Annotated in this window: 11 protein-coding genes, 2 rRNA genes and 1 pseudogene (1 of these 14 only partly in view); 6 read left to right on the forward strand and 8 right to left on the reverse strand. The window is 70.1% G+C overall.

Annotation, left to right across the window (positions count from 1 at the left end):
* Nucleotides 1–2319, forward strand: a 23S ribosomal RNA gene (locus HD595_RS34455) (it extends 790 nt beyond the left edge of the window).
* Between the two features lie 133 nt (nucleotides 2320–2452).
* Nucleotides 2453–2569, forward strand: a 5S ribosomal RNA gene (rrf, locus tag HD595_RS34460).
* A gap of 486 nt (nucleotides 2570–3055) precedes the next feature.
* Here rrf and HD595_RS47380 read toward each other — a convergent pair.
* Nucleotides 3056–3285, reverse strand: a pseudogene (locus HD595_RS47380) (transposase); the annotation flags it as partial.
* 205 nt (nucleotides 3286–3490) lie between these two features.
* Nucleotides 3491–5140 (reverse strand): YncE family protein, encoded by a 1650-nt coding sequence (locus HD595_RS34470; protein ID WP_253776442.1) that lies wholly within the window; start codon nucleotides 5138–5140, stop codon nucleotides 3491–3493.
* A 415-nt stretch (nucleotides 5141–5555) separates the two neighbouring features.
* On the opposite strand from HD595_RS34470, the gene HD595_RS34475 reads away from it, so the two are divergent.
* Nucleotides 5556–5894: a hypothetical protein gene (locus tag HD595_RS34475; protein WP_253776444.1), complete on the forward strand. Its 339-nt coding sequence runs from the start codon at nucleotides 5556–5558 to the stop codon at nucleotides 5892–5894.
* A 17-nt stretch (nucleotides 5895–5911) separates the two neighbouring features.
* Here the strand turns inward: HD595_RS34475 and HD595_RS34480 are convergent, their stop codons facing one another.
* On the reverse strand, nucleotides 5912–6727 hold the full coding sequence (locus tag HD595_RS34480; protein ID WP_253776446.1) for an SDR family NAD(P)-dependent oxidoreductase: 816 nt from the start codon (nucleotides 6725–6727) through the stop codon (nucleotides 5912–5914).
* An 81-nt stretch (nucleotides 6728–6808) separates the two neighbouring features.
* Between HD595_RS34480 and HD595_RS34485 the strand changes: the two genes are divergently transcribed.
* Nucleotides 6809–7228: a MarR family winged helix-turn-helix transcriptional regulator gene (locus tag HD595_RS34485; protein ID WP_253776448.1), complete on the forward strand. Its 420-nt coding sequence runs from the start codon at nucleotides 6809–6811 to the stop codon at nucleotides 7226–7228.
* A 275-nt stretch (nucleotides 7229–7503) separates the two neighbouring features.
* Here HD595_RS34485 and helR read toward each other — a convergent pair whose 3' ends face one another.
* The 4 genes from helR to HD595_RS34505 all read right to left on the reverse strand — a co-directional run bounded on the left by helR (nucleotide 7504) and on the right by HD595_RS34505 (nucleotide 13853).
* Nucleotides 7504–9654: an RNA polymerase recycling motor ATPase HelR gene (gene helR / locus HD595_RS34490; RefSeq protein WP_253776450.1), complete on the reverse strand. Its 2151-nt coding sequence runs from the start codon at nucleotides 9652–9654 to the stop codon at nucleotides 7504–7506.
* A 252-nt stretch (nucleotides 9655–9906) separates the two neighbouring features.
* The gene (locus HD595_RS34495) at nucleotides 9907–11172 is read right to left on the reverse strand and encodes a glycosyltransferase (RefSeq protein ID WP_253776452.1); all 1266 of its coding nucleotides are present in this window, start codon (nucleotides 11170–11172) and stop codon (nucleotides 9907–9909) included.
* 152 nt (nucleotides 11173–11324) lie between these two features.
* Nucleotides 11325–12062: an SAM-dependent methyltransferase gene (locus HD595_RS34500; RefSeq protein WP_253776454.1), complete on the reverse strand. Its 738-nt coding sequence runs from the start codon at nucleotides 12060–12062 to the stop codon at nucleotides 11325–11327.
* 42 nt (nucleotides 12063–12104) lie between these two features.
* Complete coding sequence (locus HD595_RS34505; protein WP_253776456.1) at nucleotides 12105–13853, reverse strand: hypothetical protein; 1749 nt, start codon at nucleotides 13851–13853, stop codon at nucleotides 12105–12107.
* Between HD595_RS34505 and HD595_RS34510 the strand changes: the two genes are divergently transcribed.
* Nucleotides 13797–14945: a hypothetical protein gene (locus HD595_RS34510; RefSeq protein WP_253776458.1), complete on the forward strand. Its 1149-nt coding sequence runs from the start codon at nucleotides 13797–13799 to the stop codon at nucleotides 14943–14945. The genes HD595_RS34505 and HD595_RS34510 overlap by 57 nt on opposite strands.
* Nucleotides 14946–15130: 185 nt before the next feature.
* On the opposite strand, the gene HD595_RS34515 is transcribed toward HD595_RS34510, so the two are convergent.
* Nucleotides 15131–16057 carry an MBL fold metallo-hydrolase gene (locus HD595_RS34515; protein ID WP_253776460.1) on the reverse strand — a complete coding sequence of 309 codons (927 nt, stop codon included), beginning with the start codon at nucleotides 16055–16057 and terminating at the stop codon, nucleotides 15131–15133.
* 111 nt (nucleotides 16058–16168) lie between these two features.
* Here HD595_RS34515 and HD595_RS34520 point away from each other — a divergent pair, with 111 nt between their 5' ends.
* Nucleotides 16169–16837 carry a single-stranded DNA-binding protein gene (locus tag HD595_RS34520; RefSeq protein ID WP_253776462.1) on the forward strand — a complete coding sequence of 223 codons (669 nt, stop codon included), beginning with the start codon at nucleotides 16169–16171 and terminating at the stop codon, nucleotides 16835–16837.
* Nucleotides 16838–17063 lie beyond the last annotated feature (226 nt).

The following is a 17063-nucleotide window of genomic DNA, read 5'->3' on the forward strand; positions in this document are numbered from 1 at the left end:
ACGCATGGGCAGGTTGAAGCTCAGGTAAGACTGGGTGGAGGACCGAACCCACCAGGGTTGAAAACCTGGGGGATGACCTGTGTGTAGGGGTGAAAGGCCAATCAAACTCCGTGATAGCTGGTTCTCCCCGAAATGCATTTAGGTGCAGCGTCGCGTGTTTCTTGCCGGAGGTAGAGCACTGGATGGCCGATGGGCCCGACAAGGTTACTGACGTCAGCCAAACTCCGAATGCCGGTAAGTGAGAGCGTGGCAGTGAGACTGCGGGGGATAAGCTTCGTAGTCGAGAGGGAAACAGCCCAGATCACCGACTAAGGCCCCTAAGCGTGTGCTAAGTGGGAAAGGATGTGGAGTCGCAGAGACAACCAGGAGGTTGGCTTAGAAGCAGCCACCCTTGAAAGAGTGCGTAATAGCTCACTGGTCAAGTGATTCCGCGCCGACAATGTAGCGGGGCTCAAGTACACCGCCGAAGTCGTGGCACTGACAAGGACTTGTTCTTGTTGGTGGGTAGGGGAGCGTCGTGCAGCTGGTGAAGCGGCGGAGTGATCCAGTCGTGGAAGCTGTGCGAGTGAGAATGCAGGCATGAGTAGCGAATCGAGGGTGAGAAACCCTCGCGCCGGATGACCAAGGGTTCCTGGGGCAGGCTAATCCGCCCAGGGTAAGTCGGGACCTAAGGCGAGGCCGACAGGCGTAGTCGATGGACAACGGGTTGATATTCCCGTACCCGCTTCAATGCGCCCATATCGAACCCCTTGATACTAAGAGTCCTTAACTCGGGTTTGTCCTTCGGGACGGCTGTCAGAGTGAACGCTCGGCCTGATTGGGTAGTAGGTAAGCGATGGGGTGACGCAGGAAGGTAGTCCAGCCCAGGCGATGGTTGTCCTGGGGTAAGCATGTAGGGAGTGAGGTAGGCAAATCCGCCTCGCATGTATCCTGAGATGTGATGCCGAGCCGATTGTGGCGAAGTGGATGATCCTATGCTGCCGAGAAAAGCCTCTAGTGAGTGTTGTGGCGGCCCGTACCCTAAACCGACTCAGGTGGTCAGGTAGAGAATACCAAGGCGATCGGGTGAACTGTGGTTAAGGAACTCGGCAAATTGCCCCCGTAACTTCGGGAGAAGGGGGACCTCTGCTGGTGATGGCACTTGCTGTCTGAGCTGGTGGGGGTCGCAGTGGCCAGGGGGAAGCGACTGTTTACTAAAAACACAGGTCCGTGCGAAGTCGTAAGACGATGTATACGGACTGACGCCTGCCCGGTGCCGGAACGTTAAGGGGACCGCTTAGCGCAGCTTGCTGTGCGAAGGTGAGAACTTAAGCGCCGGTAAACGGCGGTGGTAACTATAACCATCCTAAGGTAGCGAAATTCCTTGTCGGGTAAGTTCCGACCTGCACGAATGGCGTAACGACTTCCCCGCTGTCTCAACCGCAGACCCGGCGAAATTGCATTACGAGTAAAGATGCTCGTTACGCGCAGCAGGACGGAAAGACCCCGGGACCTTCACTACAGCTTGACATTGGCGTTTGGAGCGTCTTGTGTAGGATAGGTGGGAGACTGGGAAGCTCGGACGCTAGTTCGGGTGGAGTCATTGGTGAAATACCACTCTGGTCGTTTTGAACGTCTAACTCTGGTCCGTGATCCGGATCGGGGACAGTGTCTGGTGGGTAGTTTAACTGGGGCGGTTGCCTCCTAAAAGGTAACGGAGGCGCCCAAAGGTTCCCTCAGCCTGGTTGGCAATCAGGTGTTGAGTGTAAGTGCACAAGGGAGCTTGACTGTGAGACTGACGGGTCGAGCAGGAGCGAAAGCTGGGACTAGTGATCCGGCATCGGCATGTGGAAGCGGTGTCGCTCAACGGCTAAAAGGTACCCCGGGGATAACAGGCTGATCTTCCCCAAGAGTCCATATCGACGGGATGGTTTGGCACCTCGATGTCGGCTCGTCGCATCCTGGGGCTGGAGTAGGTCCCAAGGGTTGGGCTGTTCGCCCATTAAAGCGGTACGCGAGCTGGGTTTAGAACGTCGCGAGACAGTTCGGTCCCTATCCGCTGCGCGCGCAGGAGACTTGAAAGGGGCTGTCCCTAGTACGAGAGGACCGGGACGGACGAACCTCTGGTGTGCCAGTTGTACCGCCAGGTGCATGGCTGGTTGGCTACGTTCGGAAGGGATAACCGCTGAAAGCATCTAAGCGGGAAGCTCGCCTTGAGATGAGGTCTCCCACCCTGTGAGGGGGTAAGGCTCCCGGTAGACGACCGGGTTGATAGGCCGGAGGTGGAAGCGCGGTAACGTGTGGAGCTGACCGGTACTAATAGGCCGAGGACTTGACCACAAAGCTTATGCTTTGGTGTGTGCTGCGCTCTGTTACTCTTCGCCGGGTCCAGAGCTGCGCCACACTGAAGGTTTTGCTCGCGTCCACTAGGCAATTCTGAGACAGCAAGCAGTGCTTGTGTGTTTCGGAGGGTTACGGCGGTTATGGCGGGAAGGAAACACCCGGTTACATTCCGAACCCGGAAGTTAAGCTTCCCAGCGCCGATGGTACTGCACTCGGGAGGGTGTGGGAGAGTAGGTCACCGCCGGACAATCTTTTGAGAAGGGGTTCATGCGAGCCCGGCTTGATGCCGGGGCTCGCGTGGGCCCCTTTTCGCATGCTCGGAAACAGTTCCAGGATCGTCAGGGACGAGGAGGGCACATCCCCTCCTCGCTTGCTTTTATCGGCGGCATCCGCCGGCGGGTGCGGGGTGGAGACGGCCTACAGTTCAGCAAGGTCATCGATGCCATCGACGCCATCCGGAGGCTGCGTCCGCACCGTGTCCTAGTACTCCAGTGACACTTCGCGATCATTGCTCAGATCTGCGCTGGTAGTGGCAGCGTCGGGTACTGGCCTGGTGTCGGCGGCGCCAATCCGACCAGCGCAGAATGTCCGTGATGGAGCGGTGCGTGGTCAGTACGAGTGTCGTCAGCAGTCGGCGGATCTCGGGCAAGGTCAAAGGGATGCGGTCGCGTCGGCGACGCTGGGCGGCTGGGCGGCGGCGATGGCTGTCAGGAGAGCCAGGGCGAGCATCGGCGGCGCGCAGGCGCGAGTCTTGGCCGTAGATCTCATCGCCGGTCATCCAGCGGGCGGGTACGCCGGCCTTGAGCGCGGCCAGCATCAGGGCGGGCTTGGTGGCGAAGGCGGTCTCGTCCGGGATGCCGGTGGCCTGGCAGCGGTCGGGGTCGGCCAGCCAGGTGTGCTCGGGCAGGTAGAGCCGCCACCCCAGCAGGGCCCGCTGGCTGGGGTGGCGTAGGCGTTGAAGATGACCATCCAGCCGTCAGGGTCTACGCTGCGGCGCGCGGCCACCGCACGATCTTTGGTTGTCTTCACGGACTCCGAATGATCACGCGGTGGCCGACTGTCACTGGAGTACAGTCATGGGCTACCGGAACCGTCAGGGCTTGGTGAGTCACCACCGGATCCCGGCCGAGGCGCCCGGTGCCCGGCCGGCCGGGCACCGGGCGTCGGGTCACTTGACGATGATCTGATGGGTGGCCTGGGCCGGTCCGGTCCCGCCGTCCCCCGCATAGCTCGCGAGGTAGCTGTACCTGCCGGCGTTGGCGGGCGTGTCGGTGAACGTGTACGTGCCGTCGGCGTTCACCCTCACCGGCGGGAGCTTGACGGTCTTACCGCTGGTGCCCTTGACGTACAGGGTGCGCTGCACGGTGAGCGTGGACTCCGGAGAGGGCGGCCTGTCGCCCGCCGCCAGGACGCCGCTCAGCTCCACGGCCGTGCCGGCGACGCCGGACTGCGGCCCTGTCAGGGTGAGCGTGGCTTCGCGCTTGACCGTCACGGTGACGGAGGCGCTGCTGCGGCGGTGGCCGTCGTCGCCGTCCCAGAACACCCAGTAGATCACCTCGCCGATGTACGGCGGCAGCTCGAAGACGGGCGTGTCCTGAAAGGTGAACGTGCCGTCCTCCCGCGTCGTCACGCCGGTGATCGGCAGTTTCGTCCAGCCGGGCAGGTACTGGATCACCGTGAGCGGCTTGAGCCCCAGTGCCTCGCCGTCGGCGCGGGTGAGCCGCCCCTCGACGGTGATCGGCGAGCCGACGTACGCGTCCGCGGGGGCCGTCACCGTGAGCTTGGTGGCCGGTAGCGCGACGCCCGTCACCCGCCACAGCAGCAGCCGGTCCGTGGAGCTGCGCAGCAGTGCGAAGACGTCCGTGCCGGAGAACGCGACGCTGTCCGGGAGCAGTTCGGCGTCCGGCTGGTCGGCCGCGAACAGCTCCGCGCCCGTCGCCGCGTCGTAGAGGGTGAGGTCGGTGCTGCCCCACTGGCGTCCGGCCGCGACGTACGCGCCGTCCGAGCTGAGCGCCACGGCGCACGAGTACCCGTCCAAGCCGTCGTCGTAGGTGCCGGTCGCCGACAGGGTCCTGGTGTCGTACCTGGTGAAGTGACCGGGGGAGTCGGCCGCGCTGAACAGGGTGCCGCCGTCGGAGCTCAGGGTGAGGTCGCGCAGGGAGTCGATGCGCCACTTCTCGCTGTCGATCGTGCCGCGCAGCGCGGGGGCGCCGTCGCCGAGGTCGTAGACCAGTATGTCGGCGTGGTGCAGGGCGGTCTGGCCGACCACGAGCGTGTCGCCGGCGGCCGCGAGCGCGGGAGGCCGCAGGTGCTGGCCCCCGACCACCACGGGCGCCGGGGCGCTCGCGCTGAGATCCAGGCCGACGACGCCGCCGGTGCCGTTGTCGCATCCGTGCCCCACCCACAACCGCTCGCCCAGCAACGCCAGCGTGGACGGGCAGGGGTGGGCCGACAGGTCGATCCGGCGGGTGACGGCCAGGCGCGCGGTGTCGATCTCGGCGACCTCGTTCGAGCCGGCGAGAGCCGCGTACAGGCGGGTGCCGTCCGCGTTCACGGCCAGCTCTTGGACGCCGGGCAGGCCGGTGACGACACCGCCGGTGAGGTTTCCGTCAGTGCCGGCCACGATGATGCGGTCGCCGGCCGGAACGAACACCCGGCCGCCGCCGACGGCCAGGTCGGCGGCGGAGGAGTCGGTGACCCCGAGGTCGGTGGTGGTGCCGGCCGCCGAGGCGGCGGGGGCCGTGACGGTGAACAGGCCGGTGATCAGGCCGGCGGCGCCGCAGTAAGCGGCTAATCGGCGAACCAGGGATGGGGACACGAAAGCCTCCTGCACAGAATGGGAACAGACGTTCTAATAACGTCTCATGAGTGCTCCCCCGTCAAGATCATTCAGTCGCGCGACACCAAACCGTGATCAAGCACCCTCCGGGATTCGAGACCGGGACGATGGTCGGTGCCCGCCGACATGGTCGTCGCCATGCCGATTCCCCTCACGTGAGTCCGCGCCGTCCGCGGCCACGAGCCAGGTGCTGGACGGGGGATGACCCTGCGCTGCAGGAGGACCGGCGGCCAGCTGCTGGCGTCCGTGCCCGGGGCCGTGCGGTTCAGCCCGGTCGGTGTGCAGTTCGCGGCGCTGCTTGAGCACCTGGACGGGCACGAAAAGGAGTGCCGCGCCACCGTGGAGTCATGGATGCTGAACGGGCTGCCGGTGCCTGCCGGACTCCTCGCCGGGGGTGTGGTCCGACCCCTGGTGGCGGGCCTGCCTGCGGCACCCGGTGGTCCGCGTGGAAGGGCGGGCCGAGCTGCTGGAGGAGGTGTCCGAGGACAGGCGGGTGAGCGTCAGGACGGCGGACGGCGTCCCGTACGAGTCGCCGCCCGGCGCCCCGGTGACTCCGGCGCACCCCTCCTGCCGGACGCCCCGGGACCGTGGCGGCGGCTGCTGGTGGCGCCACGCCGTCGAGTGCGGCTCCGATCGGCTCGAACGCCATCGCGCTGTCGTCACCCGCCGCGACGAGCTCGCCACCCACTACGAGGCCACCGTGCTCGTCGCCACGATCAGCGAATGGCTCTGATCGACTTTGATGCGCGCCTAGACGAGGTCGACGACTTCGTGCAGGCGGCGCCGGCGGTTGAGGTCGCCGGTGATCCGTGCGACGACGGTGCGCGGCAGCAGGCGCGCGGGCCAGGTCAGGGCCCGGTTGAAGGCCCGGCCCGGGTAGGACACCGCGCGCCCTCGGGCGTAGTCATCCAGCGTACGGGCCGCGATGGTGGCCGGCGCGTCGGCGGCCCGGGGGTCGATCGTGGCCGAGGTGCCGTCGAAGAAGCCGGTCGCGATCGCGCCGGGATGCGCGGCCATGACGTGGACGCCGGTGCCGCGCAGTTCCTCGGCCAGCGCCTCGGTGAAGGAGAGCACGAAAGCCTTCGTCGCGGCATAGCTGGCCTGGTAGGGCATGGGCTGGAAGGCCGCGGTGGACGAGACGTTGATGATGCCGCCGGAGCCGCGGGCGACCAGCTCGGCCCCGATCGCGTGGGTCAGCGCGATCAGGCCGACGACGTTGAGCCCGACGGAGCGCAGTTGCGGCTCCAGCGGGCGGCCGAGGAACGGGCCCGCGCTGCCCGCGCCGGCGTTGTTGAGCAGCAGATCGACCGTGAGGCCGCGGTCACGCAGCTCCCGCAGGGCCCCCTCCGGGCCGTCCGGAGCGGCGAGGTCGGCGGCGATGATCTCGGCGTCCGGCCCGCCGTGCCGTTCCCGAAGGTGCGCGGCGACCTCCCGCAGGTTCCCCTCCGAACGAGCCAGCAGGATCACCCGCGCCCCCCGGCGCGTCAGCTCCAGCGCGTACGCCCGTCCCAGCCCCTTGGACGCGCCCGTGACGAGCGCGGTGACGCCACGATAGTCGTCGGCCATGAGATCCTCCATTGTTTCGAGCCTCGAAGCATAGAAGCCAACATAATCCTTCGAGTCTCGAAGTGTCGATAGGATGGCGTCATGACCACGCCCGAGCTCACCGCGGTGGTGGCCGCGACCTACGAGATCTGGATGCGAACCAACGACCAGATCGGGCCCGCGCTGGCCAGGCACCACCTGACACCGGCGACGTTCCAGGCGCTGTGGGCCATCGACCCGGCTGAGCCGCCCCCCTCGATGAAGACGATGACCGAGCGCCTGTACTGCAACGCCCCCAATCTGACCTTCATCACCAACCAGCTCGCCGACCGGGGTCTGGTGGAGCGCGCCGTGGACCCGGCCGACCGCCGCTCCCGCGTCCTGGTCCTGACCGCGAAGGGCCGCGAGGTTCGCGAGGAACTGGTCCGGACGGCGCTGGAGAAGACCCCGCTTGCGGCGCTGACCCGCGACGAACTGCGGCAGCTCATGGCCCTGCTGAACAGAGCCGTCCACTCCGGCTGACGTGCCGAAGACCGTGGCCCCTCGGCTGGGCCTGACAGGGATCCCGGCAGGCTGCACCGGCTTCCTCCACGGCCCCGCCACCGCGTGCCCCGCTGGCCCTCACCGCCCAGGCCGTGTAGCGAAGTCGGCCGGTGATGTCAGCGTGACGTCGACCGACCGACCGACCGACCGACCGACTGACCGGCCGACCGGCGGCGACGTCCTGCCGTCGATGCGCCTGCGCCTGGAAGAACCCCTCGGCTTCATGGGGGCCACTCCCTCATCGAGAGAGGGCGTCAGGAACTCGTGAGGACGACGAGCCGCTCGGTCGCGCGCGTCATCGCGACATAACGGTCCACCGCTCCCTCGATGCCCTCGCCGAACTTCTCCGGATCGACGAGGACCACCAGGTCGAACTCCAGGCCCTTCGACAGCTCCGGAGTCAGCGACCGTACCCGGGACGTCTCCCGGAACGTCGGATCGCCGATGACGCAGGCGGTCCCGTCGGCGTGCGCGGCGAGCCAGGTGTCGAGGATCGAGCCGAGATCCGAAACCGGTCCGTGGACGACCGGGACGCCGCTGCCGCGGATCGAGGTCGGGACGTTGGCGTCCGGGAGCGCGGCCCGGATCACCGGCTCCGCCTCCGCCATGATCTCTTCCGGCGTCCGGTAGTTGATGCTCAGCGACGCCAGGGTGATCCGGTCGAGCCCGACCCGCTCCAGCCGTTCCCGCCACGACTCCGTGAACCCGTGCCTGGCCTGCGCCCGGTCCCCGACGATGGTGAAGCTCCGGGACGGGCACCGCAGCAGCAGCATCTGCCACTCCGCGTCGGTCAGCTCCTGAGCCTCGTCCACGACGATGTGGGCGAACGGCCCGGCGAGCCGGTCCGGGTCGAGGGCAGGCAGTTCGGACTCGTCGACCAGGTTCCGCTGGAGGTCCGCGCGGCGAAGCTGCGTCACCAGGCCCTCGCCGTCGTCATCGGCCTCGATCAGGTTCTCGATGACCTGGGTCATGCGTTCGCGCTGGGCGGCGAGGGCGGCTTCGCGCTGCCGCTTGCGCCGTGACGTCTCCGGGTCGCCGAGCCGCTGCCGCGCCGCGTCCAGGAGCGGCAGGTCGGACACCGTCCACGCCTGGGGCTCCTCGCGTTGGAGTTTGCGTATCTCGTCGGGGCTGAGCCAGGGGGCGCACATCCGCAGGTAGGCGGGTACGGTCCACAGGTCTCCGACCAGGTCGGCCGCTTCGATCAGCGGCCAGGCCCGGTTGAACGCCGTCAGCAGCTCCCGGTCCCGCAGCAGTGACCTGCGGAGCAGATCAGGCGCGACGTCGTCCTGGTCGTGCTTGTCCGCCAGGATCCTGAGCAACTCCTCCCAGATCAGGTCACGGGCGTCGTTGTGCGGAATGCCGGGCTCGGCCGCGTCGAACGCCTCCGCCCAGTCCTCGGGGCTCAGCCAGACGTCGGACCAGTGGGTCGTGACCGTCATCCCCTTGGTGGGCCGGTTCTCGTAGAACCTGACGGCCGGCTCGATCGCCTTCACCAGCTCCGCGGACGCCTTCAGGCGGGCCACGTCCGGGTCGGACTCGACCGCCGCGGCGGCTCCCTCGGCGACGAGGTCCCGCAGCGTGCAGGTCTGCACGCCCTCCTCGCCGAGGCTGGGCAGGACGTCGGAGACGTAGGCCAGGTAGGGCTGGTGCGGGCCGACGAACAGCACGTCGCCCCGCCGGTGGCCGAGACGGGGGTCGGAGTAGAGGAGGTAGGCGGAGCGGTGCAGGGCGACGACGGTCTTGCCGGTGCCCGGGCCGCCGTCGACGACGAGGGCGCCGGCGGAGCCCGCGCGGATGATCGCGTCCTGGTCGGCCTGGATGGTGCCGAGGACGTCGCGCATCCGCGGTGACCGGCTGCTGCCGAGGCTGGCGATGAAGGCGGACTGGTCGTCGAGCGCGGCGTGCCCGACCAGCCCCTCGGAGGTGAACACCTCGTCCCAGTAGTCGCTGACCCGGCCGCGGGTCCAGCGGTACCTGCGGCGGCTGGCCAGGCCCATCGGGTTGGCGTGGGTGGCCCCGAAGAACGGCTCGGCGGCGGGGGAGCGCCAGTCGATGAGCAGCCGGCGGCCCTCGCTGTCCGTGAGGCCGAGTCGTCCGATGTACGCGGATTCGTGGTCGTCCGCGCTCACCATGTGGCCGAGGCACAGGTCCAGGCCGTAGCGGCGGAGCGTGCGCAGGCGAGCGGCCAGCCGGTGGATCTCCAGGTCGCGGTCCAGCGCCTCCCGGCCTTTGCCGCCGGGCGCCTTGCGCAGGGCGTCCAGGCGGTCGGACACGTCGGCGATCGCCTGCTCCAGGCTCCGCGCGATGGCCGCGAAGTGCTGCTCGTCGCCGGCGATCAGCGCCGGGTCGGCCTTGACGGCGAGGTGGTCGGGAAGGTCAAACGCGCTGGTGGTCAGCGGGTTCACGTGGGATTCAGCTCCGATCTGAGGTCGCTAGCGACCGTTTCGCGTGTCGCGTGGGTCCCGCGGGGCCCGCGCGACACGCGGCAAGGCGGCTGGACCGGCTCGGTCGACATGGGGGCGAACGGCACTCCGCTCGGCCTCCATGGCTTTCGCCGGTTCAGGCCACCGGTGGCTTTCGGGTCTTCGTGTTCTGGCTCCGGCTCGGCGGGAGCGGCGCGCGGGTGGTGTGACCGCGCCGATCCGGTGTGCCGGGGTTCAGGCGGAGACGGGCGGTCTCTCCCGGCTGGCCGCGTCCAGCAGCAGCGTCGCGGCCACCGTCGTCCCGTCGGCGCGGACGGCGCCGGCCACGGCGGCGGCCCGTGCGCGGGTCTCGGGGGCCAGGGCGGTCGCGAGCGCGGCCGACAGGGACGCGAAGGTCGGCACCGGCCCGTCGTGCGCCGCGCCGACACCCAGCGCGGCCACCCGGCCGGCCCAGTACGGCTGGTCCGCCAGCTGAGGCACCACCACCTGAGGCGCACCGGCTCGCGCGGCCGTCGTCGTCGTGCCCGCGCCGCCGTGATGCACGACCGCCGCCACCCGGCCGAACAGCTCCTGCTGGTTGACCTCGCCGACGACGAAGCAGTCGTCCCGCTCGTCCCCGTCCCCGTCCCCGTCGCCGGCCGGGCCCCGGCTCAGGCCGGCCCAGCCGCGCGCCATGACCACGCGGCGGCCCTGCGCGCGGATCGCCTCGACGGCGACCTGGGCGACGTCCGTCGATTCACGCATGGGCATGCTGCCGAACCCCACGTACACGGGAGGCGGGCCGGCCTCCAGGAACGCCGTCAGCTCCGCCGGGAGCGGGCGCTCGTCCGGCAGGATCCACGCGCCGGTCTGCACCACGTCGAGACCCGGCGTTCCGAGCCACGGGTCCAGGGTGGGGTCCGTCGCCAGCCACGGCCGGTCGCCGAGGACGTAGTCACGGACGTTGCCCACCGGCGGCAGGCCGATCGAGGCCCGGTTGGTGTTCAGCGCCGCGCCGAACAGCGCGTTGATGTGCCGGGCGTCCAGGTCCCACAGCACCCGGCTGTCCGTCACCTCCGGCGGGAGCGGCCGGCCCGGGTACGCCAGCGGCCGGTGGTGCGGCGACGGCAGCGTGAGCTGCTGGAAGGTGACGGACACGGACGGGATGCCCAGCTTCTCGGCCACCGACCGGGCCCCGGCGGCGGCCGGCAGCATGCCGGTCACCACCATGGCGTCGCACCCCTCGGCCGCCGCCGTGACCGCGTCCAGCTGGCGGGCGATCACGTCGGCCGCGCGCCCGGGCAGGTCCGACGGCGCCGGCGGCGCGGAGGTCGTCAGCGCGCGCGCCGACCGGCCGACCGGCACCATCGGCACCCCTACGCCCGCGAGCCGCCGCGCGAACTCCTCGTCCGGCGGCGCGCACACCCGCACCTCCGCGCCGAGCTCCCGCAACCGCACCGCGAGTCCCGCGACCGGCTCGACGTCACCGCGCGACCCGTACGTCGACAACAGCACCCGCACTTCGCGTCCCCCAATTTCCGCAGGTTGTGGCCACACGATCTGGCCTCGGCGGACGATTCTGGGGTACGACCGGGGTCTTGCCGCAAGCCCCCCGTTGCGCTATACGTTGAGAGTGGAGAGGAGCGGATGCTTCCCCTCTCCCACGATTCCCCTCACTGCCGGGCCACGAAGACGCCCCATCCCAGGTACTGCCTGCCGTACTCCAGGTGCTTCCGGCGTGACCTGTCCAGGAAGTCGCGGAGGGCCGAGGCGTCCGGGTCGTCAGGGTTGGCCCGCAGCCAGTCGCTCAGCGTCCACCACTGGCTGGCCACGTACCGGTCCCAGCTGTCCGGGTCGGACAGCACCATCTCCACCAGCTCGAAACCGGACTCCTCCAGCCGCTCCGCCGTGCCGGCCAGCGACGTGAAGGAGTCCTCGGAGATCTCCAGCGCCTCGCACGCCTCCGCGGGCGGCGGCGACTGCCAGAAGCATTCGCCCACCAGCACGATCCCGCCCGGCCGCAGCGGGCGGCGCATCAGCTCCAGCGTGCCCTGCAGCCCGTCGCCGATCCACGTCGCGCCGATGCAGGACACGATGTCGTACGACTCCGGTTCGTCGTTGTACGTGCCGGCGTCGGCCTCGACGAAACGTACCTGGTCACCGACCCCGAGGTCGGCGGCGCGCCGCCTGGCGGCCTCCAGGAACACCGAGCTGATGTCCACGCCCACCCCGTGCAGCCCGTAGCGGGAGGCCCAGCGGCTGAGCATCTCCCCCTTGCCGCAGGCGAGATCGAGCTGCCGCGTGCCGTGACTGATGCGGCAGATCTCGCCGAGGAGGTTGAGCTTGTCGGGGCTGAGGGGGTTGAGAATGCGGTGCCGCGACTCGGCGATCTCGTGGAAGCGAAGTGACATGGCTGGCAGTCTTCACGAAAACGGCAAAGTGGGCGACCGGATTCACTCGTCGCCGAGTCCCGCGGACGTTCGGCGGCTTGCTAGGCTGGAGCGAGCGGGCCACCCCCACGGGTGGCCTTCGTCGCGTAAGGCCCGAGGACGGGCGGCGGCGAGCCACGGCGGCCGCCATGTGCGATGCGGCTCCGCTGAGTGAGCCAACGAAATGGACCAGAAGTGAACAGAGACAACGGACCCGACGGCGGACAGCGCGGGGGCGGCGAATACGGGGAGAGGCGTACGTACGGTAGCAGCAGGGGCGGCGGATACGGCTCCCGGGGCAGTGGCCAGGGAGCCCCGCGAGGCGACCGCCCGTACCGTTCCGACCAGCGCTCCGGCTCCGACCAGCGCTACGGCGGCCGCGACGACCGGGGGCCGCGCCGCGACGGCGACGACCGTCGCTCCTCCCAGGACCGCGGCCAGGGCGACCGGCCCGTGTACCGCAGCCGCGACGACTTCGACGACCGCGGCCGGCGCCGCGAGGGCGGGTTCCGCGACGACCGCGGTCCGCGCCGTGATGACGACCGCCGTTCGTTCCGCGACCGTGACGACCGTGGGCCGCGTCGCGAGGGCGGGTTCCAGGGTGACCGGGGTCCGCGCCGTGAGGGTGGCTTCCGTGACGATCGTGGGCCGCGTCGCGAGGGTGGCTATGGCGATCGTGGCCCGCGCCGTGAGGGCGGGTTCCAGGGTGACCGGGGTCCCCGTCGTGAGGGCGGGTACGCCGAGCGGGGCCCGCGCCGCGACGACGACCGTCGCCCGTTCCGCGACCGTGACGATCGTGGGCCGCGTCGCGAGGGTGGCTACGGCGACCGCGGCCCGCGCCGTGAAGGCGGGTTCCGCGACGACCGCGGTCCGCGCCGTGATGACGACCGCCGTTCGTTCCGCGACCGTGACGATCGTGGGCCGCGTCGTGAGGGCGGGTACGGCGACGAGCGCCGCCCGTTCCGCGACCGTGATGACCGGGGTCCGCGTCGCGAGGGTGGCTTCCAGGGTGACCGGGGTCCGCGTCGTGAGGGCGGGTTCCAGGGTGACCGGGGTCCGCGTCGTGAGGGCGGGTTCCAGGGTGACCGGGGTCCGCGTCGTGAGGGCGGGTTCCAGGGTGACCGGGGTCCGCGTCGTGAGGGTGGCTTCCAGGGTGACCGGGGTCCGCGTCGTGAGGGTGGCTTCCAGGGTGACCGCGGTCCCCGTCGCGAGGGTGGCTTCCAGGGCGACCGTGGGCCGCGCCGCGAGGGTGGTTACGGCGACCGCGGCCCGCGCCGCGATGACGACCGTCGTCCGTTCCGTGACCGCGACGACCGGGGTCCCCGCCGTGAAGGCGGGTACGCCGAGCGGGGCCCGCGCCGCGACGACGAGCGCCGCCCGTTCCGCGACCGCGACGACCGCGGGCCGCGCCGTGAGGGCGGCTTCCAGGGTGACCGGGGCCCGCGCCGTGAGGGCGGGTTCCGTGATGACCGCGGCCCGCGCCGTGAGGGTGGCGGCTACGGCGACCGCGGCCCGCGCCGCGACGGCGGCTACCGCGACGGCGGCGCCCGGCCGTTCTCCCGCGACCGTGACGGCGAAGGCGGCGGCGCCCGCGACGACCGTCCGGGCGGCGGCACCCGCGCCAGGTACGGCAGGGCCGACCGCGAGGACGCCCCTCAGCGCGAGCGGCTGCCCGAGATCGCCCCGGACGTCACCGCCGACGAGCTCGACAAGGAGGTGCGCGAGGAGCTCCGCTCCCTCCCCGGCGACCTGGCCGAGCTGGTGGGCAGGCACCTCGTCGCCGCCGAGCGGGCCCTGGAGGAGGACGACCCCGACCGGGCGCACGAGCACACCAAGGTGGCGCGTCGCTTCGCCGCCCGCATCGGCGTGGTCCGGGAGGCGGCGGGCATCGTCGCATACCGCGCCGGCCACTACTCCGAGGCGCTCAGCGACCTGCGCGCCGCCCGGAGGATGACGGGCTCCGACGCGTACCTGCCGGTGATGGCCGACTGCGAGCGCGGCCTCGGCCGCCCGGAGCGCGCCCTCGACCTCGTCCGCTCTCCCGAGGCCGAGCGCCTCGACCGGCCCGAGCGCATCGAGCTGGCCATCGTCGAGTCGGGAGCCCGGCGTGACCTCGGCCAGAACGACGCCGCCGTCATCACGCTCCAGCGGCTTCCGGAGCTGCGGGACCAGGACGCGAAGCCGTGGTCGGCACGGCTCGCGTTCGCGTACGCCGACGCGCTGCTGGCCGCCGGACACCAGGAGGCGGCGACCGACTGGTTCGCCCGCGCGATGGCGTTCGACGGCGACGGCGAGACCGACGCCGCCGAACGGTACGCCATGCTGACCGGGGCCGTCATCGACGACCTCGAAGAGGACTACGAGGACGGCGACGACCTCGACGTGCCGTTCGACGACGACATCGCCGTCGGCGCCCCCGCTGGTGAGGCCGACGCCTCCGACGACTTCGACGACTCTGAGGAGTCCAGCGAGTTCGACGAGTCCGAGGACTCCCAGGACTCTTCGGACTCCCAGGAGTCCGAGGAGTCCGAGGAGCACGCCGAGGACTTGGAGGAGGACGTGGCTGCGGACGCCGTGTCCGAGGAGCGGCCGGTGCCGGACGAGGCCCCGCAGGGCGCGCCCGCTCCGACGCCCGCCGACTCGGCAGCCCCCACCGGGGCGGCTGACCCGGCCGTCTCCACCGGGGCGGCTGCGTCGGCCGGCTCGGCCGGCTCGGCCGCCGCCGACGAGGCCGCGTCGCCGGCCGCCGCCGGCGAGCAGAGCGACGTCCAGTCGGCGCCGGACATCAACCTGGCGTTCATCGAGCCCGACTTCGGTGACATCCTCGACGAATCCCCCCAGGACAAGTCCAAGCGGGAAGACTGACGCCTCGGCGTTCAGACACGTGAGTTGACGGTACGGCGGGCACCCCACACGGGGTGCCCGCCGTACCGTCGCGCGTTTCCGGCCGATCCGGCGGCGCCGCACGCCTGCCACCCGAGTCGCTCAGCGGGACAAGCGGAGCAGCAGAAGGCTCAACGGCGGATTCGGGCCGGCAGCACCTCCCGCTGCTACGGGTTGACGCGGTTGAGCCAGTGCAGGATGCCCGCGACGTTGGACGGCGCCCCGCTCAGCAGCTCGAACTGCTCGGCCGCCTCACCCTCCATCTCCAGCGCCGCGTAGCGCTCCTTCGTCCGGTCACGCACCATGGCGACGGCGTGGTCCAGGTCCATGCCCTCCGCGTGCGCCTGGCGGGTCAGGTCCACCCAGATGCGGAGTTCTTCCGCGGAACGTTCGAGGGTGTCCTGAACGGCATCGACCGGTCCGTAGTGGCTGAACAGCAGCCGTTGCGGACCGAGGGCCTGGAACAGGGCGATCGAGTTGAGCGCCGTGTCGAGGTCGAAGTCCGGTGGCGGCGTGGCGGGACGCAGGTCGCCGGTCTCCGGCAGGTACACGCCGGCGGCGTCGCCGACGTAGAGGTCGCCGGTGCCGGAGTCGACGAGGCCGACGTGGTGCTTGGCGTGGCCGGGCGAGTAGTGGCTGCTGAGGGTGCGGCCGTTGCCCAGGTCGACGGCGCCGGTGTCGCCGAGCGCGACGATGCGTTCCGTCTCGGTCGGCGAGAGCTCGCCGAACAGCGTGTCGAGCTTGTCGCCCCACACCATCCGGGCGCTGGCCATGAGACGCGACGGGTCGGCCAGATGCCGCGCGCCCTTCTCGTGTACGACGATCTGCGCGGAGGGGAAGAACTTCGCGATGTCGCCGACACCGCCCGCGTGATCGAGGTGGATGTGCGTGACCACCACGCTCGCCAGATCGTCGGGTCCCACCCCGAGCGAGGCCAGGGCGTCGCGCACCACGGGCGCGGACGTCGAGGTCCCGGTCTCCACCAGGCAGGGCCGGTCGGACAGAATCAGGTAGCCGGCCGTGATACCGGAATAACCGGCCATCTTCGTGTCGATCTCATAGACGTCGCCGCCGAGGGCGGTGATGTTGTCCACAGGAACTCCCGAGCAGCGGTCCGCGATCCCCAGAACGGCATTCGAGCCGTTCCGGCCATGCCCACATCGTAGAGAGTGATCCCCGCCGGAGCATCGGATGGGAGGACGACAGTGGACCGCAACGAGGTCGTGCTGGCAGGGAGGGTGTCCGCGGCAGCCGAGGACAAGCGGCTGCCCAGCGGTGACACCTTGACGAGGTGGCGCCTGGCCGTGCGCAGGGACCGCCCGCACCCGAAGGGCGGCGTGATGACGGACAGCATCCCGTGCGTCACGTTCGTCCCCGAGGTCGCGGCCGTCGTGCGCGACGCGGGGCCGGACGATCCGCTGGAGGTCAGAGGCGCGTTCAGGTGCCGCATCTACGGCCCGTCGTCGGCGAAGATCTGGCGGTACGAGGTCGAGGTCTTCCACGTCGAACCGGCCCGCGTGGATCCGGCGTCACCTCCTCCGGGGCCGAGACGGCGCACGACCAGAGGGCCGCGCCCGCCCAAACCCGCGCCTGCTGCCCCACCTGACGGCGAGGCCGCCACGGGGCAGGACCCTCGAGATCCCGCTTCCCTTCCTGTGGATGCGCTCGGGGTGGGCGCTTCTGCGGCGCCCTCGCCCGCCGAGCCGCCTCGCGCCGAAACGGAATCGCTGGTGGGCGGAAAGCCTCACGAGCCGACCCCCAGGGGCGATTCCGACGCTTCCCCGCACATGTCGCCGCCGCCGAGCCGCCTCCAGGCCATGATCGACACCTGTAGATCCGCCGGGAAGGGCGTGCTCTCCCGCACCCATCGGTGAGGAAGTGAGCGCCGCCGCGTCACGAGCGTTGCGCCGAGACCGGGGGATGCCCACGGCTGGGTGCTCATGCTCGTCGAGAAATGCCAGCCCGACGGGACCTCATCTCGAAGAGGCGCAACCTCACGGAAGCCCGGTCGAACGAACCCCGACCGAAGCCGACACGAAACAGGATGCAGAAAGGGAGAAACAGGAGGGAAGCAGCGGGGAGAAGCAGGAGCGGGCAGCG

The organism is Nonomuraea roseoviolacea subsp. carminata, assembly GCF_024172185.1.
In the GTDB taxonomy this organism is placed as follows: Bacteria; Actinomycetota; Actinomycetes; order Streptosporangiales; family Streptosporangiaceae; genus Nonomuraea; species Nonomuraea roseoviolacea.

Excerpts from the sequence above, each read along its gene's own strand:
- HD595_RS34480 (WP_253776446.1), bottom strand. The coding sequence starts at position 6,727 with ATGGCCGACGACTATCGTGGCGTCACCGCGCTCGTCACGGGCGCGTCC.
- HD595_RS34485 (WP_253776448.1), top strand. The coding sequence starts at position 6,809 with ATGACCACGCCCGAGCTCACCGCGGTGGTGGCCGCGACCTACGAGATC.
- HD595_RS34500 (WP_253776454.1), bottom strand. The coding sequence starts at position 12,062 with ATGTCACTTCGCTTCCACGAGATCGCCGAGTCGCGGCACCGCATTCTC.